Source organism: Streptomyces sp. NPDC003284, assembly GCF_053589675.1.
Genome location: NZ_JBSFSI010000005.1, coordinates 206374 through 232422 on the forward strand (window position 1 = coordinate 206374; position 26049 = coordinate 232422).

Genomic DNA, 26049 nt, shown 5'->3' on the forward strand with positions numbered 1-26049 from the left:
GACAGATCACGTCCTAGTGGTGCGGCATCCTCGGAGTATGACGACGGACACTCCGGCCCGGCTCCTCCAGCTCCTGTCCCTGCTCCAGACGCCCCGCGAGTGGCCCGGCGGCGAGCTGGCCGACCGGCTCGGGGTGTCCCGGCGCACCGTCCGGCGCGACATCGACCGGCTGCGCGAGCTGGGCTACCCGGTGCAGGCGACGATGGGCTCCGACGGCGGCTACCGGCTGGTCGCGGGCAAGGCCATGCCCCCGCTCGTGCTCGACGACGAGGAGGCCGTGGCCATCGCGGTCGGGCTGCGCGCGGGAGCCGGGCACGCGATCGAGGGCGTGGACGAGGCGTCCGTACGGGCGCTGGCGAAGCTGGAGCAGGTGCTGCCCGCCCGGCTGCGTCGGCGCGTCTCCACCCTCCAGGCCGCCACGACCCCGCTGACCAGCGGGGACGGCGCCCTGGTCGCCCCCGAGACGCTGACCGTGATGGCGTCGGCGGTGGCGGGCCGCGAGCGGCTGCGCTTCGCCTACCGGGCCGGGGACGGCACCGCCACCCGGCGGCTGACCGAGCCCTACCGGCTGGTGTCCACCGGACGGCGCTGGTACCTCGTCGCCTACGACCTGGACCGGGCGGACTGGCGGACGTTCCGCGTCGACCGGGTGAGCGAGCCCTTCCCCACCGGCGCCCGCTACGAACCGCGCGAGCTGCCCACGGGGAGCGCCGCGGAGTACCTGCGCCTCTCCATGCAGCGGCGGCAGGAGACATATGTGTTCACGGTCGCCTTCCACGAGCCCGTCGAGTCGGTCGCCGCGCGGCTGCCCTCCTGGCTCGGCCCGCTCGAACCCCTGCCGGACGGCGGGTGCCTGCTGCGCGCCGAGACCGGCGACCGGATGGAGTGGGTCGCGGTGCGGCTGGCGATGCTGGGCTGCGAGTTCACGGTGCGGGAGCCGAGGGAACTCGTGGCGTGCGTAGGCGAGTTGGGGACGCGTATGACGCGCGCGGCGGCCGGGGCAGGGGGAGGGGAAGGGGCAGGATCCGTGTCCGGGCCCGGTGCGGACGGGAGCCGGGAGGCGCCGGTACCGCGCCCCTAGGCGACTACGGGGTGCGGGGCTACGGGGTGCGCAGGGCTACGGGGTGTCCCAGGCGAAGTCGCGGAGGGCGGCGAGGTTGCGCAGGGCCAGCGCGGCGGGCCCCTGCGGACCGGTGGCCGGTGCGTCTCCCGTCGCCCAGGCTTCCACGGCGACGCGGACGGCGGCGCTCGCCACGGCCGCGGTGAAGCGGAGGTCCGGCGCGATGACGGAGGGGGCGGCCTCGCACTCGGTTCCGGTTCCGGCCTCGGTGCCGGCTCCAGTTTCGGCTCCGGACTCGAAGGAGTCGGCCCGGCCCTCTACTGAAGCCGACCCCACCGGTCCAGCCGATGCCGCCCGTGCCGCGAGCACCCCGGCCAGTTCCCGTTCCGACTCCTGGCAGACCTCCGCCCAGACCTTGCGGACCGCCGGGCTGGTGCCGGCCAGGCGGATGAGGGTGCGCGCCCACTGCCAGGAGATCGCCGAGACGCCCGAGTCGCCGGGGACGAAGGTCTGCCGCACGGCGTGGGCGAGGGCCTCCGGGACGGAGAGGGCGGCCGGGGCCGTGCGGACCGCTTCCCGCCACCGCTCGGCGCCCGCCGCGTAACAGGGCGCGACGGCCTCCTCCTTGGTGGCGAAGTACCGGTAGAAGGTGCGCGGGGCGACGCCCGCCGCCTGGGCGATGTCCTCGGCGCGGGTGGCGCGCAGCCCCCGTGTCACGAAGAGGCGCGCCGCCGACAGCGCGATCTCCATCCGGGTGGCGGCCTTGCGGCGCTCGGTCAGGGAAGGGCTCTTGGGGTCGGCGGGGGCGGGGCTCATCACCTCGGCAGGTTATGCCGGTGTGGCAGAATCTGCCATCTGGCGGGCCACCCCGGGGTTCAGGTCCGGGGTGCCCCGCCGCTTCGGCGCGCTCGGGCGGCCGCCCGCAGCCGAGACGGACCGGACAGGTCGGGCACAAGTGGAGCCGGACTCCGACGCCCGGGGGAAGGCGCCGAAGCCCGGCTCTGGGAAGGTCCCGGCGCCGGGGGGAGTGCGTCGGGACGTGGCTCTGGTGTGGTCGTGCGCCCGGCCGCTCGGGCCCGGAAGGGTTGTTCCCGTCGCGCCGCCGGTTGAAGCGATGCTCCACGGCCATGTTCGCGCGGTCTTTCACCACCGGGCGTGCGCGTCACCAACGGGCGTGCGCCATCGGCGCTGCCCGAGGATGTGCGCGCCCCGCGGGAACAGCCGCCCCGCGGGGGTCTCGTGGCACCTCTCCGAGATGTCACGCCGCCGCGTCGAACCCGGTGTCCCGGGCCAGCTTCTTCAGCTCCAGCAGGGCGTGCTTCTCGATCTGGCGGATGCGCTCGCGCGTCAGACCGTGCTCCTTGCCGACCTCGGTCAGCGTGCGCTCGCGGCCGTCCTCGATGCCGTACCGCATCTTGATGATGGACGCCGTGCGCTGGTCGAGGCGGCCGATCAGGTCGTCCAGCTCCTCGCTGCGCAGCAGGGTCAGGACCGACTGCTCGGGCGAGACCGCGGAGGTGTCCTCCAGCAGGTCGCCGAACTGGGTCTCGCCCTCGTCGTCCACCGACATGTTCAGCGAGACCGGGTCGCGGGCCCAGTCCAGGACGTCCACGACGCGCTCCGGGTTCGAACCCAGCTCGGCGGCGATCTCCGCGGGCTCCGGGTCGCGGCCGTGCTCGCGGTTGAACTCGCGCTGCACCCGGCGGATCCGGCCCAGCTCCTCCACCAGGTGGACGGGGAGCCGGATCGTGCGGGACTGGTCCGCTATCGAGCGCGTGATCGCCTGGCGGATCCACCAGGTGGCGTACGTCGAGAACTTGAAGCCCTTGCGGTAGTCGAACTTCTCCACCGCGCGCACCAGGCCCGCGTTGCCCTCCTGGATCAGGTCCAGCAGGGGCAGGCCGCTGCGCGGGTAGCGGCGGGCCACCGCGACGACCAGGCGCAGGTTGGAGCGGATGAAGACGTCCTTGGCCCGCTCGCCCTCGTCGACGAGGGCCTGGAGCTCCTCGCGGCTCGCGTCCGCCGGTGTCTCCTCGAACCCGTCGAGGATCTGCCGTGCGAACACGCCGGCCTCGATGACCTGGGACAGCTCGACCTCCTTGGCGGCGTCGAGCAGCGGTGTGCGCGCGATCTCGTCGAGATACATGCCGACCAGGTCACGGTCGGCGATCTCGCCGCCACGGGCGCGGACACCGCGTGCCGCGCGGGCCGTCTCTCCCCCAGAGCCGAAAGCCTGGGAGGTACCCCCATGGGCGGACTGTCGACGGGCGACGGCACGGGTTGCCATGCGTGCTCCCTTGCGATGGTGTGTCAGCGGGTGGTCCACAGGACGCTCGGCACTCTCTTCGGGACTCTCCTCGGGTGCCCCGCATCCGATGGGAACAACGACTTGAAACCGGACAGAATTCCCAACCCGCCCCCCGATTTTTCTGATCATGCAGTACCCTGTGCCGCCACGACGCCCCATGTGCCCTGGGCCACGTCACGGAGTCGCAGGTCAGAGTGGGAGCGGAAGCCCTTTCCAGGCCCTCGCGGACCCGGACTCACCACCCTGCACATGAGACGCCCGTCACACGGATGCCGCAGTTCTCACAGCGGGAGAGCGCCGCCCTCGCTCGCTGCCCCCACCCTCATGGACGGGTACCGGGGCCGGAAGGTTGCCGCAAAACCGGACTCTCAGGTGATTCCCGGCCCCCGCGAACCCGGCCCCGGGCCTCCCTCCGGCCGGTTCCGGACTTACGCACGGCCCGTTCCGGACCTACGCACAGCCCTGCCCGACCCCCGCACGGCCCGTACCGGCGTTCCGTGCGGCGCCCCGCCCCCGTCTTCCCGGTCCCTAGCCGAACTGAACCGACCGCTTCGCCATTCCCATCCAGAAGCCGTCGATCACCGACCGCTGCGCGTCCAGCTCGCCGGCCGCCTCCGCCGCGCCCATGGTCACGAACAGCGGGGCGAAGTGCTCGGTGCGCGGGTGGGCGTACCGGCCGGCCGGGGCCTTGTCGAGGAAGTCCAGCAGCCCGTCCCAGTCGCGGGCCTCCAGGGCGCGGCGCCCCCAGTCGTCGAACTCGGAGGACCAGCTCGGCACCCCGCCGCCGGTGTGGCGCAGGGCGGCGAGGTTGTGGGTGAAGAAGCCGGAGCCGACGATCAGCACGCCCTCGTCGCGCAGCGGCGCCAGCCTGCGGCCGATGTCCATGAGGCGGACCGGGTCGAGCGTCGGCATGGAGACCTGGAGGACGGGGATGTCGGCGGCGGGGAACATCTCGACGAGCGGGACGTAGGCGCCGTGGTCCAGGCCCCGGTCGGGGACGTCCTGCACGGGCGTGCCGGGGCCGCGGAGCAACTTCCTGACCTGGTCGGCGAGGCCGGGGGCGCCGGGGGCCGCGTACGTCACGTCGTAGTAGTGCCCGGGGAAGCCCCAGAAGTCGTACACCAGGGGGACGGTCTCCACGGCGCCGAGGGCGAGCGGGGCCTCCTCCCAGTGTGCGGAGACGACGAGGATCGCGCGGGGCCGGGGCAGTTCGGCGGACCAGGCGGCGAGCTGGCCGGGCCAGACGGGGTCGTCGGCGAGCGGCGGGGCGCCGTGGCTGAGGTAGAGGGCGGGCATGCGCTCAGGGGCTGTGGTCATGGCGGCTACTCCTGCTGGGACCGCGCTCGGACTGCGGCGGGCAGGGCAAGCACGGGGACCGAAACTTGAACTTTAAAGCTCAAGGACCACTGTACGGTGCATTTGTTTAATCTTCAATGAGCGCCCTCGTAGAGTGGATACATGAACACGGCTCCCGTTTCCGCGCCCGGCCCCGCTCAGGCCCCCGCCGCCCAGCCTTCCGCCGCCCCGGTCTCCCCAGGTCAGGCCCCCGCCACCCCGTCCCCCGCCGCCGACGCCCACCGCTGGCTCACCCCGGACGAGCAGCGCGTCTGGCGTGCCTACCTCCACGCCACCACCCTCCTGGAGGACCACCTCGACCGGCAGCTCCAGCGCGACGCGGGCATGCCACACGTCTACTACGCCCTCCTCGTCCAGCTCGCCGAGGCCCCGCGCCGCCGGCTGCGCATGACCGAGCTGGCCATGAACGCCAAGATCACCCGTTCCCGCCTCTCGCACGCCGTGGCACGCCTGGAGAAGAACGGCTGGGTCCGCCGCGAGGACTGTCCCTCCGACAAGCGCGGCCAGTTCGCGGTGCTCACCGAGGACGGCCAGGAGGTGCTGCGGCGCACCGCCCCCGGCCATGTGGCCGCCGTACGGCAGGCCCTGTTCGAACGGCTCAGCCCCGAACAGCAGCAGTCCCTCGGCGAGATCATGCAGATCGTCGCCGAGGGACTGCAACCGGACGAGGCGGGCGCGGACCTGCCCTGGCTCCGCTGAGGAGCCGGGGCAGGGACCGGGCCGAGCGGTCGTCAGTGGGCGATGACCGGCACCGCCACCTCCTGCTCGGCGCCCTCACCGGAGCCGGAGCCCGAACCGGTGACCAGGGTGCTGCCCGGCCGCCCCGCGTTGACGAAGGTCAGCGCGATCACGGCGGCCAGCACCAGGATGCCGACGGCGAACCAGATGGCGCTGGTGTACCCGTGCACCAGGCCCTGCACCTGCACCAGCTGCTGCTGCGGCCGGGCACCCCCGGCCGCGCCGATCTGGTCCTTGATGTACGACGCGGTCGCCGAGGAGGCGATCGTGTTCAGCAGGGCCGTACCGATGGCGCCGCCCACCTGCTGCGAGGTGTTGACCATCGCGGAGGCGACACCGGCGTCCCGCGGCTCGACGCCCTGGGCGGACAGGGACATGGCCGGCATGAACGCCGTACCCATGCCGAGGCCGAGCAGCAGCATCGCGGGGAGCAGCAGGGCCGGGTAGGAGGTGTCGGTCTTCAGCTGGGTCAGCAGCAGCATGCCGACGGCGGCGACCAGGAAGCCGGGGCCCATCAGCAGCCGGGCCGGGACCCGGGTCATCAGCCGGGCGCCGATCTGGGTGGAGCCGGTGATCATGCCCGCGATCATCGGGAGGAAGGCGAAACCGGTCTTGACCGGCGAGTAGCCCTGCACGATCTGGAGGTAGTAGGTCAGGAAGAGGAACAGGCCGAACATGCCGATGATCGCCAGGCCCAGCGAGAGGTAGACACCGCCGCGGTTGCGCTCGGTGACCACGCGCAGCGGCAGCAGCGGGGCCCGCACCTTGGACTCGACCAGCACGAAGGCGACCAGCAGCACCGCGGAGCCCACGAACATGCCGATGGTCAGCGCGTCGCTCCAGCCCGCGGACTCGGCGCGGGTGAAGCCGTACACCAGCGCGACCAGGCCGAGGGTGGACAGGATCACGCCGGGGATGTCGAGCGGCGAGCGGTTGCGGCCGGTGGCCGGCTCACGGATGACGAAGTACGCACCGGCCGCGGCGACCACGGCGAACGGGATGTTCACGAAGAACGTCCAGCGCCAGTCCAGGTACTCGGTGAGGAAACCGCCCAGGATCAGACCCACGGCACCGCCACCGCCGGCGATGGCGCCGTAGATGCCGAACGCCTTGGCGCGCTCCTTGGCGTCGGTGAACATCACCGCGAGCAGGGAGAGCGCGGCGGGCGCGAGCAGCGCGCCGAAGGCGCCCTGGAGCGCGCGGGAGCCGAACAGCAGCGCGCCGCTGGTGGCCGCGCCGCCCAGCGCGGAGGCCGCCGCGAAGCCGGTCAGACCGATCACGAAGGCGCGCTTGCGGCCCCAGAGGTCCGCGATACGGCCGCCGAAGAGCAGGAGTCCGCCGAAGGCCAGGGCGTAGGCCGTGACGACCCACTGCCGGTTGCCGTCGGAGATCCCCAGGTCCTGCTGGGCGGAGGGAAGGGCGATGTTCACGATGGTCGCGTCGAGCACGACCATCAGCTGGGCGAGCGCTATGAAGACGAGCGCCTTCCAGCGGTTGGCGTCACCGGACTGGTGCGGGACGCCGGGAGCCTTGAGGGCTGTTTCGGACATGGGGGTACCCACTTCGGGACTTCGTGACGGAAAAAGGGTGTCGAAAGGGGCGGCGGCGGCCCGTGCTGCCGTGCCGGAGCGTCGTAGGCGAACGAAAGGCCGTGAACGGGGAGAACGAAAAGTCGTGAGCGAGGAGCGTGCGTGAGGAGTCGTGCGTGAGCGGGGAGCCGGGAAAGGAGACCGGAGTTCGGCGCTGAACTCATCGGTGCGGGCGGGCCGGCGCCTGCCGGACCGGGGTCCGTCTCACGGGTCCGCGCGTGGCGGGGAGCTGTCTGTCAGGTCGGTCAGGCCTGGCGGAGATCCTCCATGGTCATGGCCGCGCCCGGCAGGTCGGAACGGGCCGGGGCCCGCAGTCCGTCCAGGAACAGCTGAAGATGGCGGTGGACGAAGCGGTCGTGGAGGACACAGCCGGTACCGGCCGGGGGGCGGCTGAGCTGCGCGGCGGCGATCATCAGATCGCCCACGCCCACATCGGCGCGCAACTGCCCGGCCGCCTTGGCGCGGTCCATGATCTCCTCGACGAGGTGTTCGACCCGGTGGCGGGCGGCCTCCAGGTCGGGGTGGTGCTGGTCGAAGGTGCTGGAGACCATCGGACACAGCGCGCTGATCCGCTCGTCGGCGGCGGCGTGCACGAAGCGCGACAGCGCCTCGAAGGCGTCGCCGGTCTCCGCGAGCGCCTGCTCGGCCGCCTCCGCCGTACGGTCCATCACGGAGCAGACGACCTCGCGGACGAGAGCGTCGCGGTCCGGGAAGTTGCGGTACAGGGTGGCGTTGCCGACGCCGGCCCGGCGCGCGATCTCGTCGAGCGGCACCTCGGGGCCGTACTCGACGAACATCTCGCGGGCGGCGGTGACGATCCGCTCCCGGTTGCGCAGGGCGTCGGCGCGCGGCCTGGTCACCTTGCGCGCTTCGGGGTTCGCGGTCGCGGCCGGCACGGCGTCTCCTCTGGTCGGTCGGTCTGGCGGACGGTCTGGGCGGACGATCCGGGGATGGAGTCCCCGTTTCGCTCGGACACAGGGCTAAACGGGGAAGAGGTCCCCGGTTATTTCCCGTCCCGGAAGAGATATCCCGTGACCTGGGTCACATCCAACTGGCCCTGCCCGTTCCCACGACCGGGCCGCGCGTCCCACGACCGGACCGCTCCAACGCGCGCCCGCCGCCCCGGCGACACAGGGTGAGCGAAAGGGTGCAGCCGGATACGAGACCGGTGACCGCCTGGCGCGGACCGGTGCGGACCGGTGCCGCGCGGCGCGAGACCGTCGGCTGCCTGGAGCGAAGGGTCCACGCATGCAGCCGCAGCCGCCCCGCCGCCGGACAGACCGGATGCCGCAGCACCCGACACACCGGCCGCACGGGACGGACCGCGCCGACACCGCGCTCCCCGCAGGCACCACGGCCCCCGCAGCCCCCGGCACGCCCCCGGAATCCCCCGGCCCGGCCCCCGCGTCCCCCGCCACGACGACCGCCACCGCCTCCGCCGCACCCGCCGCCGACCCGAGCTCCATACACACCCCCACCCCCACCCCCATACGGATACGGACCCGCATACGCGCCCGGATACGCACGCGCACCCGCCGCACGGCCGCCTTCGCCTCCGTGACCGCGCTGACCCTCGCGGTCAGCACGGCCGGGGCCGCGCACCTCACCTCGGGCGCCGCGGCCTCGGGCGCCGGAGCGAACTCCCTGTCCCGTTCGCCCGCGCTCGCCCCCTGCATGATCAGCGGCGCCCGCTCCGTGCAGATGACCGAGGGCGTCCCCACCTCGACGGGCTACGCCCGCTCCACCGGCACCGTGCACGCTCTCACCCTGATGATCGACTTCTCGGACGCCCCCGGCGAGGGCACCGCGCTCGACCGCTTCCACGAGTTCTTCCCGCAGACCCAGGAGTGGTTCCGCACCGCCTCCTACGGGCGCCTCGACTACCGCCCCGAGACCCCGATCACCCACTGGCTGCGCATGCCCAAGCCGTTCAAGGAGTACGGGATAGAACGCGGCGCCCCCTTCGACCCGGGCTACCGCGACCTCGTCCAGGACATCGCGGCGGCGGCCGACTCCCAGGTGGACTTCCGCCGGTACGACCTGCTGAACGTGCTGATGACCCCGAACGCGGGCCCGTCCGCCCTGGACACGGTCCTGTCCGTCACCTTCGCGGGCAACCCCGACGCCCCGACGGCCGACGGCGTCCCGCTCGCGAACGCCTCGTTCGTCTACTCCCGCCAGGACGACGGCTCCGGCTCCTACGACCGCACCGGCTACCGCGTCCTGCCGCACGAGAACGGCCATGTCTTCGGCCTGCCCGACCTCTACACCCAGGAGGGCGGCGGCGCGGTCGGCCACTGGGACATCATGAGCGAGGACTGGGGCGCCGACAACGACCTGCTCGGCTGGCACAAGTGGAAGCTGGGCTGGCTCGACGCCGACCAGGTGAACTGCGCGAGCCGGCGCGGCTCGGCCGAGTACACCCTGACCCCGCTGGAGCGTGCGGGCGGCCCCAAGCTGATCTTCGTCCCGCTCGACGGCAGCACCGGCTACGCCCTCGAACTGCGCACCCGCGAGGGCAACGACGAGGCGGTGTGCCGGCCCGGCGTCCTCATCTACAAGGTGAACGCCGACGTGGACACCGGAAGCGGCCCCATCACCGTCTACGACGCCCACCGCGACTCCGGCGGGTGCAGCCGCAGTCCGAACGTGCAGGCGGAACTCTCCGACGCCCCCTTCGCCCCCGGCGAGACCTTCAAGGACCCGCGGTCCAAGATCCGCATCGATGTCGCGGCGGCGGACCTGGAGGGCAACTACCGGGTCCGGGTGACCCGGCAGTAGCCGGGACCGCCGCCCCGCCCGGCCCGGACTACCGTAGGGCGCAGACCTGCCACGACCACCGACGTCCCGTACGGGAGAACCGACCGATGTGCGCGACGCCCGCGACCTCCCCGACGCCCCCGGCGGCGCCCGCGCACCCGATGACGTCCGCCCGTGCGCCGGAGTCCGGCACCGCGGCGGGCGCCCCGGACCGGCCGCACGGACCGCCCCCGGAGGCCGTCGCCCCGCTGATCCGGGGAGTGGCCGTGCTGCGGGCGCTGACGGAGGCCGGCGGCACCCTGAGCCCGAGCGCCCTGGAACGCGCCACGGGCCTCGCCCGTGCCACCGTGGACCGCGTCACCGCGACCCTGGCCCGGATGGGGTACGTACGCCTCACCGGCCGGGACACCGTCCTCGCCCCCCGTCTGATGGAGCTGGGCAACGCCTGTCTGGCCGCCCTGCGCCTGCCCGACCTCCTCGGCGCGCGGGCGGACGCCCTCGCCGACGCGCTGGACGAGTCGGTGTCGCTGGCGGTCCGCGACCAGGACGGCATCCGCTTCATCCACCAGGCGACGCGGCGCCGCGCCATGTCCCTGAGCTTCCGCATCGGCGACCTGCTCCCGGCCGAACGCACCGCGCCCGGACCGCTGTTCGCCACCGAGTGGACGGCCGGGGACTGGCACCGCTGGCACGGACGCCGGGCGGCCGACCCGGAGAACCGCTCCTTCCCGGCCATCCCGCCGCACCCGCCGGGACCGGACGCGCCCCGCTCCGGCTTCGAGGAGCGCACGGCGCGGGCGGCCCGGGAGGGCTGGGCGGCGGACGACCAGTTGATCGAACCGGGCCTGGTGGCCGTGTCGGTACCGGTGCGGGACCCGGTCACCGGCACGATCACCTGTGCGGCGAGCGTGGTGAGCCACACCAGCCGCCACTCCGCCGAGCACCTGCGCGCCACGCTCCTGCCCCGGCTGCGCGAGACGGTCGCGGCGATGGAGGAGGATCTGCGCGCGGCCTCGGCGCGGGCGCGGGCGCGGACATCCGGTGCGGCACCGGCACCGGCTGGTGCAGCTGCGGCTGCGGCTGCGGCACGCCCGGACGCGGCGCCCCCGGAGCTGGCGGCCTGGACGGCGGCGTCGAAACAGGAGCTGGGCCGGGGGTTCATCGAGTCCCTGGCGCGCGGGCTGACGGTCCTGACGGCGTTCGGCGAGGACCGTCCGGCGCTGACCCTCACGGAGGTGGCGCAGGCGACGGGCCTGGCCAGGGCCACGGCACGCAGGGCCCTGATCACCCACGAGCACCTGGGCCTGGTCGCGCCCGGCCCCGGCCGCACCTTCACCCTCACGCCCCGCGTGCTCTCCCTCGGCTTCCCGCCCCTGTCCCGCACCTCGCTCCCCCGGATCGCCCAGCCGCATCTGGAGGACCTGGCGGCCGAGGTGCGCGAGTCGACGGCGCTGGCGGTGCTCGCCCCCGGCGGCGAGGAGATCCAGTACGCGGCCCGCGCGAGCACGCACCACATCATGAGCGTCGACCTTCCCGTGGGCACCCGCCTCCCGGCCCGCGCCACCGCGCTGGGGCGCGCCCTGACCGGCCCGGGACCGGCCGGTTACGCGCTCGCCGACGAGGAACTCGAAGCGGGCCTGCGCGCCCTCGCCGTCCCCGTCCACGACCGGACCGGCCGCCCCGTGGCCGCCGTGGACATCGCCCTGCACGCCGCCCGCCGCACCCGCGAGGAGTGCGTCTCCGCTCTCCTGCCCGCCCTGCGCCGCACCGCCGCCCGCATCGAGGCCGACCTCCGCACGGCCACCCGCTTCACCCGCGTGCCCCTCACCTGACCAGGACCTCACCTGACCGGGCCGTCACCTGACCAGGCCGTCCGGCGTGGCACCGGGCCCGGTCCCGGTCCCGGAAGGCCGCCGGGCATGGAGGAGCCCCGGCCGGTCGGGAGCGACCAGCCGGGGCGACCAGCCGGGGCGGCAGGAACACGGCGAGCGGACTCCCGCCGCCTCGTCAGCCGGAGACCGACGTCGTCAGGTACCACTGCTGGTACGGATTGTCAGGACCGTACTGGTTCAGGTACGCCTTCCCCTTGGCGTCCGAGTCCAGCGCGTTGCCTCCCGGGCTGATGAGGCGGAGCTTGCCGGAGACGAACACCTCGTCCCAGAGTTCGTTGGCGTCGATGTCGCACGGCCGCGTCTCCAGGACGAGGGAGAAGGGCGTCGTCGGCTTCAGGCACCGGGCCGAGTTCGTGTTCTTGAGCTGGATCTTCCCGTTGACGACGTGGTACTCCCAGCGCTGGCTCGCCGCGGTGGTCGAGCAGGACGAGGTGTAGACGCCACCGGTGCCGTTGGCGTCGAGGCAGCGCCCGGTCTGGGCGTTCTGGAGCCGCCAGACACCGCCGCCGGGGCCGCCGGCCGCGTGGGCGGTCGCGGTCGTGCCGGTCAGCAGGAGCGCGGCCGCTCCTGCGGTGGCGGCGACGCCGCCGAGAGCCTTCCGGATGTTCATGGCTTTCTCTCCTCGGTGAGCGGGTGACGCTGGGTGCGACGACCGGGACGGATGTCCTGTCCGGCCCTCGCGGTGTCCGACGGTGCTGATCCGCTGTGCCTCACGCGGTCGCGGCGGTGGGGCGCCACTGCTGGTAGGGGTTGTCCGAGCCGTACCCCTTGGCGTAGGCACTGCCCTTGGCGTTCGAGTCCAGGGCCTTGTTGCTGTAGGGGTCGACGAACCGGTACGTGCCGTCGACCACCAATTCCCACCAGAGCGCGCCGTTGGCGCAGGTCGGATCGGTTTCGAGCTGCTTGTCCTCCGCCTTGAGGGGATTCACCCAGAGGCATCGGCGAGTGGCGACATTGCGGAGCAGCACCTTGCCGTCCAGGACCGCCCGCTGCCACTTCTGGTACGGGTTGTCCGCGCCGCAGGACTTGGTGTACACGTTTCCCTTTGCATCGGAGTCGAGGCAGAGTCCGGTGTTTGCGTTCCGGTACTGCCAGACATCACCGGCGGCATGGGCGGCCGGGGCCGTACCCATGGTGAGCAGAAGACTGGCCCCCGCAGTGACCAAAGCGCCCGCGAACTTCGCGTGAATACGCATGCGACCTCTCCCTCGGATGAATGGAAACGCTGAATACAGCGAATAGATTGACCCCGCTCACTAACGTTTCACTAATGCTCCACAGGGTGAACAAAAGACGCTTCCGGGGCAGAGAAAAAGGCCCCTGCGACACCCTGTGTCCGAATTCAGGACGCTGACTCGGAATTACCCGTCCGATCGGGCCGGATCGCTGTCCTCCTCAGATCCAGCCGCGCTCCCGGGCGCGCAGCGCGGCCTGGAAGCGGTTGTCGGCGTCGAGCCTCGCCATGAGCCGGGCCACGTACTTGCGGTAGGTCCGCAGCGCCATGTTGAGCTGGCGGGCCCCGGTCTCGTCCTTGTCGACGAGGTACAGGGTCTGGAGTATCTGCCGCTCGACCTCGGTGAGGGAGGGCAGGGCCTCCTCGGGAAGCTCCTGCGACGCCGCCCACATCCGCTCGAAGAGCGAGACCACGGTGCTCACCAGACCGGGCTCCCGCGTCAGGAGCGCCCCACGGGCCGTGTTCTGGGGGTCGATCGGAGTGAGGGCGACCGCCCGGTCACAGATGATCATGCGCTCGATGGGGTGCGGGGAGATCCGGATCTCCGCGCCACGGGCCACGAGTTCCCGCAGGTACACGAGGGTCGTCTCGTCCTGGAGGCAGGCCGACGCCATCAGCGTCCGCATCCGCACTCCCCGGCGCAGGATCCTCAGGTCGATCGGGCGGGAGATCTCGATCGACTCCGGGGTGAGCACCCCGACCGGGTTGGTCGTCAGGTTCTCCGTACGCGCGAAGAAGGTCACCTCGTCGATGGCGCTCCGTACGGCCTCCAGACCCTCGATCTGCTGGACCGCCGGACCGTCCGGCCCGGACGCGTCCCCGGAGGCGCCCGTCGTGCTGAGGTGCTCGACCACCCCGGCGCTGCGGACGGACTCCTGGAGCTCGTCCTGGAACTGGCCCACCTGATGCTCGATCAGCCTCTCGACCGTCCGCTTCGGCGAGAGCGGCCGCAGACCGCCGGCCGGGGTGCGCACCGCGATGCCCAGCTCCAGCACCCGCGTGACCACGGCCGGGTCGTGGCCGCCGGTGTCCTCGCGGTCCCTCAGGAGCGCCCGGTAGAGCTGCTCCTCCGGCTCGGAAACCCCCAGGAAGCCGAGGGTGTTGGGGGTGTTGTCCGGCTTCATCGCCACCACCGCCCGGCGGCGTTCCGGCCCGCGTACGAGGGCCGCGCGGCCGTGTGCCGGGCCGCCCGCGGGGGCCGTGCGACCGTGCACCGGACCGCCCGCGGGGGCCGTGCACCGGCGGGTCCCCGCGGCGGGGGTGTGCAGGAAAGTGCACGGGAACGGGGTCGTTTGCTGCACGCCCGAGGCCCGTCCAAGGCCCCTCCCGGCGGGCAACATTCTCGGTGTGAGGGCGGCCCGCCGGAACGAGAACGGCGGGCCGGACCGAGCGAAACGAACCCGCCCAGCGACATCGCCCGCCCAGGAGGAAACCCGTGAACCGCATCGCGGCCCGCATCGCGTCCGGCACCATCACCGCACTCCTGGTCGTGGGCGGTGCCGGAGTCGCCCAGGCCCACAGCACCGGCGCGGACGGCGCCGGGCCGCAGACGAGCGCCACGCAGACCGCGGTGCCCGAGCACCAGGAGGCCACCCTCGTGTCCCCGCTGACCAACGACTGGGGATGACCGGACAGAGGTGACGGCGACCGCTCCGACCGGGGCGGCCCGCGCCCCCCGGACCGGCCGGCGCCTGCGGCCCGTACCCCCCGGCAGTACCTCCCACGCTTCTCGTTCCACCCCTCCACCCCTCATACGCCGGGCATCCCCATGCCCGAAACCACCCCGAAGGAGCACACCATGACGAAGAACCTCAAGCGCGCCGCCCTCACCGTCGTCGGCGCCGTCGCCGCCTCGGCCCTGCTGCTGCCCGCCACGGCCCAGGCCGCCACGCCGGCCGCCGCCCCGGCCCGGATCGCCGGCCAGGTGAGCACCATGGACTCCGGCTGGAAGGTCGACATCTTCGTCGACGCCATGGGCTACATCGGCCCGATCATCGGGAACGTCCTGAACGACATCCGCATGGAGAAGGACCGCCCCGCCTTCGTCCACCGGCAGCTGGACGACACGATGAACGCGTACTCGGGCTACAACGTGATGATCATCAACGACAAGCTCGACTACTCCCTGGACCTGCACGGAGTGGTCGCCAACGCCCGCGTCACCCAGGGCAGCGCCACCTACCGCGTGCTCGCCTTCCAGTCGGGCACCGTCGTCAACCGGGGCGACGGCGGCTGGAGCAACTGGGGCTTCGGCGGCTGGTTCACCCGCAACGGCGGCACGGTGGTCTTCACCAGCTGAGTCCGACCGCACCGTCCGACCTCCTGTATCCCACTCGGGCTTCGCCACTCACGCAGATGGGCCGGTCTCCTCACGGAAACCGGCCCATGCCGCGTCCATCCCCGGGCCGCAGGGCCCACGATCCGCAGGAGACACGACCGTGGAGAACCAGGTCCGACTCACCGGGCCGCCCGAGGCCGCCCCCGAACTGGCGTGCCTGCGCGTCATCGCCCAGCTCCCGCCCCGCTGGTCCGTCCAGATCCTGGAGTGCGGAACCGGATACGCCGTCCTCGGCCTGCGCGCGGACGCCTCGGCCGAGGAGGTCACCGCGGAGATCGACGAGGCGATCACCACGCTTCCCCTGCGGGGCTGGAAGCGGAGCTGACCCGCGGCGGTGGCATCAGCTGAACTGGACGGTCACCGTCTGGTCGTTCCAGCTGCCGAGCTGCGGCTCCGAGCCCACCAGCAGCCTGTCCCCGTTCCGGTTCCGCAGCCCCATCTGGCAGCTGGCCGTCAAGTTCTGCACGGAAGAGATGGTCCAGCGGTACTTCTCGGGCAGCGGGAACTGGTAGTCGGGGATGTCTTCCTTGTCGCTGTTGCAGGATTCCCCGCGGAACTCGATGCGCGACCCGGAGTAATTGTTGTCCACATAGGCGATTCCGAGGGTCTTCGTGCCGTGCCCCATGGTGAGCAGGTCGTACCCGGGTGCCGTCGCCGCACTGGCCGGCGCGGCGACACCGATCGACAGCGTGACAGCGGCGAGAACGCCCAGAACCTTCTTGTCCATCATGCAGAACCACCCTCGCGTAACCGAGCTCGACTGACGGCGAAAGCTATCCGGTCGACTCGCCCGCCAGACAGCCCACCCCCTCCGGAATGGCTTATTCCTCCCAACCCCCGATCAATCATGACCGAATTCCACACCACGCCAATAAAACGTTAGCGAGACGTTAGCAACACCGGTCAAAATGAAGGCTTTCACTCAATTCAATTTCCGGCCCGTAATTCAGGACCACCACGGCCGCGCACCGGCCGCCGGCCCCCTGCCCGACCGGCACCCCCGAAGCCCACGGCCCGGCCACACACGACGAACGCCCCCCTCAGCGGCAACAGGGGCGACCTCCCCGACGCCGATCCGCTAGGCTGTCACCGGTCACTCGGCCACGCCTTCGTAGCTCAGGGGATAGAGCACCGCTCTCCTAAAGCGGGTGTCGCAGGTTCGAATCCTGCCGGGGGCACAGCGAAAGGCCAGGTCAGAGGCCCTTCCGTCCATCGGACGGGAGGGCCTTCGTACTCGCAGCACACATATGGCACACATGGGTGCTGCGGGCAGAGGTGGGGAGCTGTGCGATATGCCCGCGAAGGACGAGCTGGCTCGCCGTCGGCACGAGAGGCTGATCGACCGACTTGAGTCGATGATGCTGGCCGCGCTGAGGCCGGAGTACGAGGGGTACTACGGGCAGCTGATCCTTGGCGCTGACGATCTTGCGGAGATGGGCGAGCTCAAGGACGTCCGGCGTGCCGCCAGGGAAGCGGGACGACGTCTCGGCTGGAAGACGACCACCCACCTCGTCGGCGGGAGGCTCTTCGTCCTCGACGAGCGCGAGGTGCCCGAGAGGATCGAGCGGTTGGCTGGGGATGCGGCCGCTGCTGCGATGGACCGATTCTGGGACGAAAGCCGTCGGCCGCGACTGACCTGATCCGAAGAAGACGCAAGGGGGCACCCACCGCATCAGGGCGGTGGGTTGCCCCCTTCGGTTACGGCTCCCCGGCACGGGTTAGGCACACATCACGCGGCGTCTTCCTCCAGGGCGGCCACGGTCTCGGCGGCCTCACGGGCCTTCCGCTCCGCTTTCTCCAGCTTGGCCTTCGCCTTGGCCAGTTGCTTGGAGCGGCGCTTGTGCATCTTCTTCGAGACCTCGTCCAGGCGGTCGGGAAAGAGATGCCCGTAGGTGTCCAGGGTCAGCGTCGCGGACTTGTGGCCCAGCATCGTCTGTACGACATTGACGTCCGCGCCGCTGGCGATGGCGAGCGAGGCCGCCGTGTGGCGCAGCTTGTGCGGGGTGACCTTGAGATGCCCCAGCCCGGCCTTCCCGACCGCCGGCGCGAAGAACCGCTGACGGAAGTTCCGGGCCCGCAGCGGCCCGCCCTGCGGGGCGGTGAAGAGCAAGTCGTCATCTCCCCTCCCCTTGACGTGGGGCTTCAGCTCGTCGGCCAGGAACCGCGGGATTGGTACGGACCGGCGCTCGTGGTTCTTGGGGGTGTCGAGGTAGAGCTTGCCGTTGTCCTCGGCGTACGCCTCCACGATGTGGGCCCGACAGGCGCTCAGGTCGACGCGGCCCACCTTGAGCGCGGATGCCTCGCCCCAGCGCAGTCCAGTGTAGGCCAGCAGCAGGATGAACACCCGGTAGGCGCCTGACGCGTTAGCCAGCGCGTCGACCTGCATGTCGTCGAGGTACACGTGATCAGCGGGCATCGCCTTCGGCAGAGGCACGCCGACAGCCGGGTTGGCCGCCAGACGACGGGCCTTGACCGCGTAGCCGAGAACGCGGCTGAGGACGACGTACGCCTTGCGGACCGACCGGGGGCTGAGTTTCCTGCCGCCGGTCGCCTCGCCGGACAGCAGATCCGCAAGCCACTCGGCGATGTCCTCGAAGTGGATGCGGTCCAGCGGGGTGGTACCCCACTTGGGAATCACGTGGACGTCGAGAACACCGCGGTAGCGAGCCCGGGTTGAGCGCTTGAGGTGGAGCTGCGCCTCCAGCCAGGACTCCGCCACCTCAGCGAACTTCACCCGCGCGGCTGCGGGATCGCGATAGGAGCCGTCGTTGAGACGCGACTCCATCCTTGTCCGCTCCGCCTCGGCGTCGACCTTGCGGGCGAAGGTCTTCATCTTCGGCTTGCCGTCGGGGTCGTACCAGCGCACGCGGTAGCGCCCCGGTGGCGTACGCCCCGCCCGCTTGGCATCCGCCACGGCCCGTACATACGCCGCGTGCCCTATGCGGTCCTCAATCCAGACCCGCGCCAACTAGCACCCCCTCCAGTCGTTACCGGACACCGACGGGAGCGGCAGGAGCAGGGTCGTGGGAGAAACGCCGAGCGCGGTGGCGAGGGCGACGAGGTCGTCTACGTCGCGTCGGCGGCGGGCGCGTTCGGTGCGGCTGAGAGCGGTGTTGGCCATCGGACGGCCCAGCGCGGTGCAGCGGGCGGCGAGCTGGTGTTGGGTCAGGCCGCGCACGAGACGTAGGTACTCGATGGCGCGGGCGGTGTGGAGGCCGGCGGGGCCTATTTCGACAGGTCGGTTGGGCATGACAGATAGCTGTAACTTGCAGCCGGCCGTTATGGCAAGAGTTAGTTCTTAAACTCTCCAAAAGTCGTTCGGGGGCGAAGTGGTGTTCGTCTCGTCGAATTCCGGTACATCACGATCCGTTTCGGCGGGGAGGTTGTGCTACCTTCCCTCCGCGTCAAAGAGGTGGGCGATTTGAGCACCTATCGGATGCGGTGTCCGGCGGGCTGGCCGCGCCACTCCTGACTGCTGCACGCCGCCTCCGAGCTGCTGGGGTACCGGATTCCGGCACCTCGGCCGGTTGCTTCGCTGTAGAAGATTCCGGCTCCCGCGGGAGCGATTTCGACAACCGGGGATCCGCCCTTACTGTTTTGGTCTTCCCCGGCGACGCCGAGGGAAGTAACCGGGGGTTTCAGAATTCACTCTGGACGCTCCCAGGTGGTGTGGCCGTGTTTCCCACGCCTGCCATCCAAAACCCTGATTCCGATATGGAGACCCCATTGCCGAACCACTCCCCACGCCTTGCCGGCGCCGAGCGTGACCAGCTCGCCACTCCCACCGACGTGGCCGCGTACCTCGGAGTGCCGGTGAAGACCCTCTACCAGTGGAAGTACCGGGGCATCGGCCCCAGCGTCCACAAGGTCGGCCGTCACCTGCGCTACCGCTGGCGGGAGGTGGACGCGTGGCTGGACGCCCAGACGTCGTACGACCTCACGGCCTGACCCCGCATCTGACGCGGACGACGAAGCGGCCCCCGGCGCGCCAACGCCGAGGGCCGAAGACTTCTCAACTGATCGCCCATCCCTGAACGAATGAGCTGGTGAGGGGCGGGACCTTGTCCGTCCTGCCCCTCCCCGGAGAGGAACGCCTATGGAGGACTCTACGTCCCCCAGCACCACGAACACCTCCCCCACCGGCTGGCCCACTCCCGCCGTCCCCGGCGAAGGCATCCCCTGGCGCCGCCAGGATCAGCAGGACACACGGTCCCCCGCGTCGGGGACCGCCGAACACCCGGCGGAGGCGGAAGCACACGGGGACCGTCCCCAGCCGCCTGCCGATGCGGATGTTGGGGACCGTCCCCGCGACATGCTTGGGGACCGTCCCCACGACGTGCCCGGTACTCGTTCCCCGCACGTCCCGGCTTCCGTATCGGCATCCAGTGCAAACCCGCAGGTCAGCGGCGGTAAATCGGGGACCGGTCCCCAAGAGGCTGCAGTTGCACCAGGGGACCGCAATGGGGACCGTGATCACGGTCCCCGCCAGTCATCGGGGACCGACTACCCCGTGGCGGGAACCGCCCAGCAGGAGGGGACCGGTCCCGTCGGCGCACGAGGACCGGATCACGGGACCGGCTCCTGGCCTCCTCGGGGACCGGCAGACTCCGGGGAACCGGGTTCCGGTGAGGGTACGGAACTGCTGGATGAGTTGCGGGCGGCGATCGGCAAGTACGTCGTGCTGCCCAGTGACGAGGCGCTGACAGCGGTCACCCTGTGGGTGGCGGCCACGCACATCCAGACCGCGTTGCAGCACGCACCGCGTCTGGCGGTCGTCGGCCCGACGAAGGGCTGCGGCAAGTCCCGGGTTCTGGACGTGCTGCACGAGACCGTCCACCAGCCGATCATGACGGTGAACATGTCCACGGCGGTGCTCTTCCGCATCATCGGCAAGAACCCGCGCACGATCCTGGTGGACGAGGCCGACACCATCTTCAGCAAGGCCGGCGAGAACGAGGACCTTCGCGGCCTGCTGAACGCCGGACACCAGCGCAACCGGCCCGCCTGGCGCATCTCCGGCCCGGAACACAAGCCGACCCCGTATCCGACCTTCGCCATGGCCGCGCTGGCCTCGATCGGCGACCTGCCCGACACGATCACAGACCGGGCCGTCGTGCTCCGCATGCAAAAGCGCAAGCCGGGCGAGAAGGTGACCCCCTTCCGCTCGCGCTACGCCACACCGGAGCTGAACGCGCTGCGGGACAAGCTGGCCGCCTGGCTGGGACCGCTGCGCGGCACGGCCGGCCGCATGGCGCCGACGATGCCGGTGGAGGACCGGGCGGCGGACACCTGGGAACCGCTGGTCATCGTCGCCGACCTAGCCGGCGACCACTGGCCCGCCAGCGCCCGTGCGGCCTGTGTCGCGATGACCCGGTTCGAGGCCGTCCAGGACGAGCAGACCAACCTGAAGACGCGGCTGCTGCGCGACATCCACCGTGTCTTCGAGGCACACAGCAACCCAGAGGCCCTGTCCTCCCTGGATCTGGTCACCGCCCTGCTCCAGGACCCCGACGCACCCTGGGCGGAACACGGCACCAACGGGCTCAACGCCTACCACCTGGGCAGAATGCTCCGGGACTTCGACATCCGCCCGGCCAACTACCGGTTCGACAAGGGCAGGCAGGCCAAGGGGTACGCCCGCAACCGGTTCCTCGACAGCTGGGCCCGACACTGCCCCGACCTCACCGAAACGGCGCCCGCCCCCACGCACGACGCCACAACCGCGCGCCAGGTTCAGGGCAAGCCGCCCGCCGCCCCGACGGGTCAGCTGCCCATCGGCCCACCCAGCGGACCCGCCGGCCCCAAACGCGCCCACTGACCCACCTCCCCCTGGGTCCGTATCACTGCGTCGCATCCGTCCCCGCGCAGGTCAGCGCGGGGACGGATGTCCTCACCGGGACGGACTTCTCCGTACCTGCCCGAGTGTCCGTACCTGTGCTGACCAGGCATGGGACGGATGCGACGCACGTGACGCATCTCCCGCCCCCTCACCACCGGAGCACCCCCGTGCACGAACAGCACCACGAACTCCCCACAGCTCAACAGCCGACGCCTACGACCTCAGCCCCAGACAGCGCAGCAAGTTGTCGGATAAGGAGTCCTTACCCGGCCTCCGCCCCAGGGGTGGCGGAGGCACCCCGCGCCGAGGGGGCGCAGGGATCGCTCGGCCCGAGGGTGCCGACCGATACGGGAACCACCAGACCGTCGCCGCACCCCGCGCAGACGCCGAAGCCACAGCGCCGTCTGCGTCAGCCCCGCCTGCGCGAGCGCCGCACCCACCCCCGCTACAGCGACAGCGAGTTCACCGACCTCGCCCACGCCGCCGCGCTCAGCCGCATGCAGATCGGCGGCTACGTCGCCGAGGCGTCGCTCGCCGCGGCCCGCGTCGAGGACCCCACCGCCGCGATCGCCGACTACCGCGCCATGGTCAAGGCGCTCATGGCCGCCAATCGACAGCTCGCCGGCCTCGGCAACAACCTCAACCAGCTCACCTGGCACCTGAACAAGGATGGCGCCTGGCCCGAGCCCGACGTCGTCCACCGGCTCCTGGCCCGCGTCGAAGCGTCGATCGCCGACGTGGACACCGCCGTCGCCCAGGTCACCGAGGGAAGGCAGGGCCGGTGATCCCGAAGATCATCACAGGCAAGGGCAGCACCCGCCGTCTGATCGCCTACCTCTTCGGCGAGGGCGACGCCAACGAGCACGTCGACCCGCACCTTGTCGCGTCCTGGAACGACTTCGCGCCCGACCCCGGCCGCAGCCCGCACCGCGGCCCGAAGGAGGTGGAGAAGCAGCTCTACACGCAGCTCGACCAGCCGGTGGCCATGCTCGGCCGCCGGGCTCCCCAGACCACGGTCTGGCACTGCCCGGTCCGCGCCGCCCCCGAGGACCCCATCTTGTCGGATGGCCAGTGGGCGGAGATCGCCCGCCGGATCGTGGCCGCCGCCGGTATCGCCCCCGCCGGGGACGCGGAAGCCTGCCGCTGGGTGGCCGTGCGTCACGCCGACGATTACATCCACATCGCCGCTACCCTCGTCCGCCAGGACGGCCGCCGCCCCAAGCGGGATTACGACATCCGGGCCATCCAGCGCGAGGCCCGTCAGATCGAAGTCGACTACGGGCTGAGGCGGTTGAAGCCGGGCGACGGCACCGCCGCCAAACGCCCCACCGACAAGGAACACTTCAAGGCCAAACGCCAGGGCCAGGACGCCACCGCCCGCGAGGTCCTGCGCATGCGGGTGCGCCGCGCGGTCGCCGCCGCGGCCGACGAGGCCGAGTTCTTCTCGCTGCTGGAGGCGACCGGCGTGGACGTGCGCCTCAAGCTCGCTCCCTCCGGCGACGCACTCGGCTGCAACTTCGCCCTGCCCGGCAACGTGAACGAGGAAGGCGACCCGGTGTGGTTCGCGGGCTCCACCCTCGCCCCTGACCTCTCCCTGCCCAAGATCCGCGAACGCCTCGGCACCACCAGCCGCGAGCCGGCCACCATCCAGCCCGGCATCCCGTGGCACCAGGCCACCGCCGCCACCGAACGCATTCCCCACCACCTCGCGAAGAGCGACGAGCAGACGGCCCAGGGCCAACTCGTCGCGCTCGGCGCGACGCTGGACCTGCTGCCCGTCATGGCACCGACCGCGGCGCGGGCCGAACTCGAACAAGCCGCCGCTGCCTTCGAGCGCGCCACCCGCTCCCGCATCGCCGCCGACCTCGACAGCACGCGCGCCCTGCACCGGAGCATCCAGACCATCTGGCGCGAGAGGCCACAGGACAGTGACGGCACCGGGCTCGTCATGCTCCTGGACGCCGCACTCACCGCGGTCGCCTTCGCGCTGCACTGGCACCGCACCCGCCAGCACGCCCAGCAGGAGGCGGCAGCCGAACAGGCCCTCCTCCACCTGCAGACCGCGTATGCGCAGACCGCCGAGCCCGTCCTGGTCGGCCTCGCCAGCCGGGCACCCGGCCCCCAGACCAAGCGCCGCTTCGCCCACCACCTTCAGGATGTGGTTCCGGAGCACGCCGAGCGCATCCTCAACGATCCCGCTTGGGAGGCACTCGCCACCGTGCTCGCCGAGGCAGAGGCAGCAGGACACAACGCAGCCACCGTCCTCGGCCAAGCACTGCACCAACGTTCCCTGGACGACGCCCGCAGTCCCGCCCGCGCGCTGACCTGGCGTATCCGCCGCCTCGGCGGGCGCCACGTTCCCGGTCCTCGGGCCCAGGCAGCCAGGGCCCACAGTGCCGTGCAACGGCCGAGCGTGCCGGTCCACCCTGCGGCAGCCATTGCTCGGCCACCGCAGGGGTCACCGACACGGCGCCGCTGATCAGGCGGGGGCGGACAGCTTGGGCGCGAGGAGCTCCAGGGCTTCCTCCCAACGGTATCGGTCGGCCCCGCCGCCGGCCTTTGGCCGGTGCGGTTCGTACGAGCCGATCAGGACGCCCATCTCGCGTAGCCGTTCCAGACTCTGGCGGTACGCGGGGTGGGCGGCCTGGGCCGAGTTCAGGTACGGCAGCACGGCGACCGGGATGCCCATGGCGGGTGCTTCGCACAGGACGCCCAGGGCGAGATTGTCGGAGATCCCGGCGGCCCACTTGTTGATGGTGTTGAAGCTGGCCGGGGCGACCGCGATCGCATCCGCGGGCCGAGTCGGGCGCGGTTCGCCCGGTGATCGCCAGGCCGAGCGGATGGGGCGGCCGGTCTGGGTCTCGACCACCTCCGCGTCGAGGAAGCCGAGTCCTTGGGGGGTGGCAATGACGCCGACGTCCCAGTGCCGTTCATGTGCTGCGGTGATCAGCTTGCCGACGTCGGCGGCGACCCCGGACGCGCAGACCACGATCTGGAGGAACGGCTTGTCGGGCTGATCACTCACGCGGGCACTCCCAGTTGGCGGCTGAAGTGGTGCAGCTCGGGCAGTGCCCGGCGGCGGTCGCGGGCTGCCATGTCGGCGACCAGTTCGCGTACGGCCGGGCGGCGGATGTCCTGTGCCGCGCAGCTCTCGGCGATACGCAGGGCCTGGTAGCCCTCGGCTAGCCTGCCCTGCTGACTGTAGGCGCGGGCGGTCTCCACCCACAGCGCGGCCCGGCGCTCAGGGACAGGAATGTGCCGCCGCATGAGCGGCCGTGCGGTTTCCAGGGCGATGCCGGCGTCACCGAAGGAGACGGCTGCGCTGATCTCGTGGAGTGCGACGTTGGTGGGGCTGAAGTTCGCCCAGGCGTCCGGCCGGTCGAAGGCGACGTAGCGAGCAACTTCCTTGGCCTCGGTGAGGAAGTCCTGGGTGGTGTCGCGGTCGCCGTTTCTGCTGGCGGCGGTCGCCCCGCGGAGCAACAGCAGACCAACCGCTGCCAGGTACCGGGGCGAGCGCTGGTCGTAGGAGCCGGTGAGCTGGTCGGCAGTGTGGCGGACCATGTTCACGGCCTGGGCCGTGTGCTTCTCCCGCACGAGGACGTGAGCGTGGACGCGGACACTCGCGGCGAGGACGACGGGATCCCCGGACCGTTCCGCCTCGGCCATGGCCCGACCGGCCGCGAGCCAGGCGTTGCCCTGATCGGCCCGCTTCAGCAACAGGCTCACCGACGTCTGGTAGGCGGTCGCGAGCAGCCCGGACACCTCCGCCGAGCCGGATGAGCCTCCGGCGGCCTGACGCAGGTCGGCGATCAGACCCGGCAAGGTCTGCTCCAGTTCCGCGTAGTCACACGTGCAGAACATCCGGCGTACGGCCCGTGCCCGGCCCCGCAGCTCGTCGAGGCCCAGGGCTTGCCCGGTGGCCGCGGGGCTCGTGCCTGGCAACAGGACTTGGATCAGGTCGTGATGTGCCGCGCTCGACGACGGCGGAGCCGCGAGCGCGGCAACGCTCGCGGCAAGGAAGGCACGGCGGTGCATGTCCTCTGTTCCGGGCTCGGCGGGGCTGGCATCAGAAGCGGCGGCGAGGCCGAGACGTTGCGGCGGAATCTCCAGCACCTGCGCGATCTCGCGCAGCACTCGCACGTCCTCCGTGCCCCTGCCGCTCTCCAGGCGGCTCACCTTCGACTGGTGATACCCAAGCACGGCGGCAACGTCCCTCTGCGAGCGCCGCTGTAACACGCGTGCCTGGCGAATCACTTCGCCGATCCGTCTCGCTTCACTCTGTGCCTCGGCCATCTGTGCCACGGCCCCTTCTGCCGTCGCCGATCCTGCCTGCTCAACCGAGAGTAACCGAGCGGCATTTGGCCGTGATGCAGCTCCTGCATAAGTAATGCAGCCCCGGCACACCGACTGGTTCCGTCTACGTCCGGAGCGGTTGCGTGGTGTGGCCGAACCGACCAGGAGGCCGCTCATGGAAGCGCATCACATCCGGATTCCCGTCTCCGGCACGCCAGCTGCCGCAGCGTCCGCGCGCCAGCAGCTCGCGGACGGGATACGGACTTTCGGCGCCTTCCTCGGCCCCGACCTCCTGGACGCGGCAGAGCTGGTGGCCGCAGAGCTCATCGCGAACGCGGTCCGGCACGCAAACGGTGGCCCGATCACAGCCGGCGCCTGCCTGAGCGACAAGGGACTGCGGATCGAGGTGAACGACACCAACCCCGCCGTCCCACAGGTCGGCCTGTCGGATGTGGACGAGGAAGGCGGACGCGGGCTGTTCCTCGTCGCAGCACTCTCGGACCGCCACGGCTTCGATCCGCTGCCGCCCGGCAAACGCTGCTGGGCCGAGTTCAAGGTCAGCACCCCACTACCCACCGCATCACACCTGCCCCTGCAGAGGAGTTGACCGTTGACAGCCGTACGCATTCCCCCCGTCGCCGC

General features: G+C 71.4%; 26 protein-coding genes and 1 tRNA gene. 14 read left to right on the forward strand and 13 right to left on the reverse strand.

Going from position 1 to position 26049, the window contains the following annotated elements:
- The first annotated feature begins 37 nt into the window (after positions 1-37).
- Positions 38-1081, forward strand: coding sequence for a helix-turn-helix transcriptional regulator (locus ACWDYF_RS13300; RefSeq protein ID WP_389462973.1), 1044 nt, complete (start codon positions 38-40; stop codon positions 1079-1081).
- Positions 1082-1117: 36 nt separating this feature from the next.
- Here the strand turns inward: ACWDYF_RS13300 and ACWDYF_RS13305 are convergent, their stop codons facing one another.
- The 3 genes from ACWDYF_RS13305 to ACWDYF_RS13315 all read right to left on the reverse strand — a co-directional run bounded on the left by ACWDYF_RS13305 (position 1118) and on the right by ACWDYF_RS13315 (position 4685).
- Entirely contained in the window at positions 1118-1876 is a 759-nt protein-coding gene (locus ACWDYF_RS13305; RefSeq protein WP_389462974.1) for a TetR/AcrR family transcriptional regulator, read from the reverse strand.
- 442 nt (positions 1877-2318) lie between these two features.
- Positions 2319-3347, reverse strand: a complete 1029-nt coding sequence (locus ACWDYF_RS13310) for a sigma-70 family RNA polymerase sigma factor (protein WP_381737517.1) — start codon at positions 3345-3347, stop codon at positions 2319-2321.
- Positions 3348-3896: 549 nt separating this feature from the next.
- The gene (locus ACWDYF_RS13315) at positions 3897-4685 is read right to left on the reverse strand and encodes a dioxygenase family protein (RefSeq protein ID WP_381737515.1); all 789 of its coding nucleotides are present in this window, start codon (positions 4683-4685) and stop codon (positions 3897-3899) included.
- A gap of 141 nt (positions 4686-4826) precedes the next feature.
- Between ACWDYF_RS13315 and ACWDYF_RS13320 the strand changes: the two genes are divergently transcribed.
- The gene (locus ACWDYF_RS13320) at positions 4827-5423 is read left to right on the forward strand and encodes a MarR family winged helix-turn-helix transcriptional regulator (protein WP_381737513.1); all 597 of its coding nucleotides are present in this window, start codon (positions 4827-4829) and stop codon (positions 5421-5423) included.
- 32 nt (positions 5424-5455) lie between these two features.
- On the opposite strand, the gene ACWDYF_RS13325 is transcribed toward ACWDYF_RS13320, so the two are convergent.
- Positions 5456-7012 carry an MFS transporter gene (locus ACWDYF_RS13325; RefSeq protein WP_389462975.1) on the reverse strand — a complete coding sequence of 519 codons (1557 nt, stop codon included), beginning with the start codon at positions 7010-7012 and terminating at the stop codon, positions 5456-5458.
- A 284-nt stretch (positions 7013-7296) separates the two neighbouring features.
- Positions 7297-7947 (reverse strand): TetR/AcrR family transcriptional regulator, encoded by a 651-nt coding sequence (locus ACWDYF_RS13330; protein WP_381737510.1) that lies wholly within the window; start codon positions 7945-7947, stop codon positions 7297-7299.
- Between the two features lie 352 nt (positions 7948-8299).
- Here ACWDYF_RS13330 and ACWDYF_RS13335 point away from each other — a divergent pair, with 352 nt between their 5' ends.
- Both ACWDYF_RS13335 and ACWDYF_RS13340 read left to right on the forward strand, forming a co-directional pair.
- Positions 8300-9832, forward strand: coding sequence for a M6 family metalloprotease domain-containing protein (locus ACWDYF_RS13335; RefSeq protein WP_389462976.1), 1533 nt, complete (start codon positions 8300-8302; stop codon positions 9830-9832).
- An 86-nt stretch (positions 9833-9918) separates the two neighbouring features.
- Positions 9919-11643 (forward strand): IclR family transcriptional regulator domain-containing protein, encoded by a 1725-nt coding sequence (locus ACWDYF_RS13340; RefSeq protein WP_389462977.1) that lies wholly within the window; start codon positions 9919-9921, stop codon positions 11641-11643.
- 175 nt (positions 11644-11818) lie between these two features.
- On the opposite strand, the gene ACWDYF_RS13345 is transcribed toward ACWDYF_RS13340, so the two are convergent.
- From ACWDYF_RS13345 to ACWDYF_RS13355, 3 genes are all read right to left on the reverse strand, one after another.
- The gene (locus tag ACWDYF_RS13345; protein WP_381737506.1) at positions 11819-12313 is read right to left on the reverse strand and encodes an RICIN domain-containing protein; all 495 of its coding nucleotides are present in this window, start codon (positions 12311-12313) and stop codon (positions 11819-11821) included.
- A gap of 100 nt (positions 12314-12413) precedes the next feature.
- The gene (locus tag ACWDYF_RS13350) at positions 12414-12899 is read right to left on the reverse strand and encodes an RICIN domain-containing protein (RefSeq protein WP_078510092.1); all 486 of its coding nucleotides are present in this window, start codon (positions 12897-12899) and stop codon (positions 12414-12416) included.
- 199 nt (positions 12900-13098) lie between these two features.
- On the reverse strand, positions 13099-14061 hold the full coding sequence (locus ACWDYF_RS13355) for a helix-turn-helix transcriptional regulator (RefSeq protein ID WP_389462978.1): 963 nt from the start codon (positions 14059-14061) through the stop codon (positions 13099-13101).
- A 311-nt stretch (positions 14062-14372) separates the two neighbouring features.
- On the opposite strand from ACWDYF_RS13355, the gene ACWDYF_RS13360 reads away from it, so the two are divergent.
- From ACWDYF_RS13360 to ACWDYF_RS13370, 3 genes are all read left to right on the forward strand, one after another.
- Entirely contained in the window at positions 14373-14564 is a 192-nt protein-coding gene (locus tag ACWDYF_RS13360) for a hypothetical protein (protein ID WP_389462979.1), read from the forward strand.
- Between the two features lie 171 nt (positions 14565-14735).
- Positions 14736-15236, forward strand: a complete 501-nt coding sequence (locus tag ACWDYF_RS13365; protein WP_381737502.1) for a hypothetical protein — start codon at positions 14736-14738, stop codon at positions 15234-15236.
- 139 nt (positions 15237-15375) lie between these two features.
- On the forward strand, positions 15376-15600 hold the full coding sequence (locus ACWDYF_RS13370; protein WP_389462980.1) for a hypothetical protein: 225 nt from the start codon (positions 15376-15378) through the stop codon (positions 15598-15600).
- Positions 15601-15615: 15 nt separating this feature from the next.
- Here the strand turns inward: ACWDYF_RS13370 and ACWDYF_RS13375 are convergent, their stop codons facing one another.
- Positions 15616-16005, reverse strand: a complete 390-nt coding sequence (locus ACWDYF_RS13375) for a hypothetical protein (RefSeq protein WP_381737499.1) — start codon at positions 16003-16005, stop codon at positions 15616-15618.
- A gap of 375 nt (positions 16006-16380) precedes the next feature.
- Between ACWDYF_RS13375 and ACWDYF_RS13380 the strand changes: the two genes are divergently transcribed.
- A tRNA-Arg gene (locus ACWDYF_RS13380) sits at positions 16381-16453 on the forward strand.
- Between the two features lie 114 nt (positions 16454-16567).
- Entirely contained in the window at positions 16568-16915 is a 348-nt protein-coding gene (locus ACWDYF_RS13385; RefSeq protein WP_104780120.1) for a hypothetical protein, read from the forward strand.
- A gap of 89 nt (positions 16916-17004) precedes the next feature.
- Here the strand turns inward: ACWDYF_RS13385 and ACWDYF_RS13390 are convergent, their stop codons facing one another.
- Positions 17005-18189: a tyrosine-type recombinase/integrase gene (locus ACWDYF_RS13390; RefSeq protein WP_389462981.1), complete on the reverse strand. Its 1185-nt coding sequence runs from the start codon at positions 18187-18189 to the stop codon at positions 17005-17007.
- Between the two features lie 54 nt (positions 18190-18243).
- Entirely contained in the window at positions 18244-18525 is a 282-nt protein-coding gene (locus ACWDYF_RS13395) for a helix-turn-helix domain-containing protein (RefSeq protein WP_389462982.1), read from the reverse strand.
- Between the two features lie 464 nt (positions 18526-18989).
- On the opposite strand from ACWDYF_RS13395, the gene ACWDYF_RS13400 reads away from it, so the two are divergent.
- The 4 genes from ACWDYF_RS13400 to ACWDYF_RS13415 all read left to right on the forward strand — a co-directional run bounded on the left by ACWDYF_RS13400 (position 18990) and on the right by ACWDYF_RS13415 (position 23593).
- On the forward strand, positions 18990-19223 hold the full coding sequence (locus tag ACWDYF_RS13400; protein WP_266924707.1) for a helix-turn-helix transcriptional regulator: 234 nt from the start codon (positions 18990-18992) through the stop codon (positions 19221-19223).
- A gap of 703 nt (positions 19224-19926) precedes the next feature.
- Positions 19927-21093 (forward strand): DUF3631 domain-containing protein, encoded by a 1167-nt coding sequence (locus ACWDYF_RS13405; RefSeq protein WP_389462983.1) that lies wholly within the window; start codon positions 19927-19929, stop codon positions 21091-21093.
- A 356-nt stretch (positions 21094-21449) separates the two neighbouring features.
- Complete coding sequence (gene mobC, locus ACWDYF_RS13410; protein WP_389462984.1) at positions 21450-21899, forward strand: plasmid mobilization relaxosome protein MobC; 450 nt, start codon at positions 21450-21452, stop codon at positions 21897-21899.
- Positions 21896-23593 (forward strand): relaxase family protein, encoded by a 1698-nt coding sequence (locus tag ACWDYF_RS13415; RefSeq protein ID WP_389462985.1) that lies wholly within the window; start codon positions 21896-21898, stop codon positions 23591-23593. Before mobC ends, ACWDYF_RS13415 begins: the two co-directional genes overlap by 4 nt.
- On the opposite strand, the gene ACWDYF_RS13420 is transcribed toward ACWDYF_RS13415, so the two are convergent.
- Positions 23594-24139, reverse strand: coding sequence for a flavoprotein (locus tag ACWDYF_RS13420; RefSeq protein ID WP_389462986.1), 546 nt, complete (start codon positions 24137-24139; stop codon positions 23594-23596).
- Positions 24136-25407, reverse strand: coding sequence for a helix-turn-helix domain-containing protein (locus ACWDYF_RS13425; RefSeq protein WP_389462987.1), 1272 nt, complete (start codon positions 25405-25407; stop codon positions 24136-24138). Before ACWDYF_RS13425 ends, ACWDYF_RS13420 begins: the two co-directional genes overlap by 4 nt.
- Positions 25408-25582: 175 nt before the next feature.
- Here ACWDYF_RS13425 and ACWDYF_RS13430 point away from each other — a divergent pair, with 175 nt between their 5' ends.
- On the forward strand, positions 25583-26014 hold the full coding sequence (locus ACWDYF_RS13430; protein ID WP_389462988.1) for an ATP-binding protein: 432 nt from the start codon (positions 25583-25585) through the stop codon (positions 26012-26014).
- Positions 26015-26049: the final 35 nt, after the last annotated feature.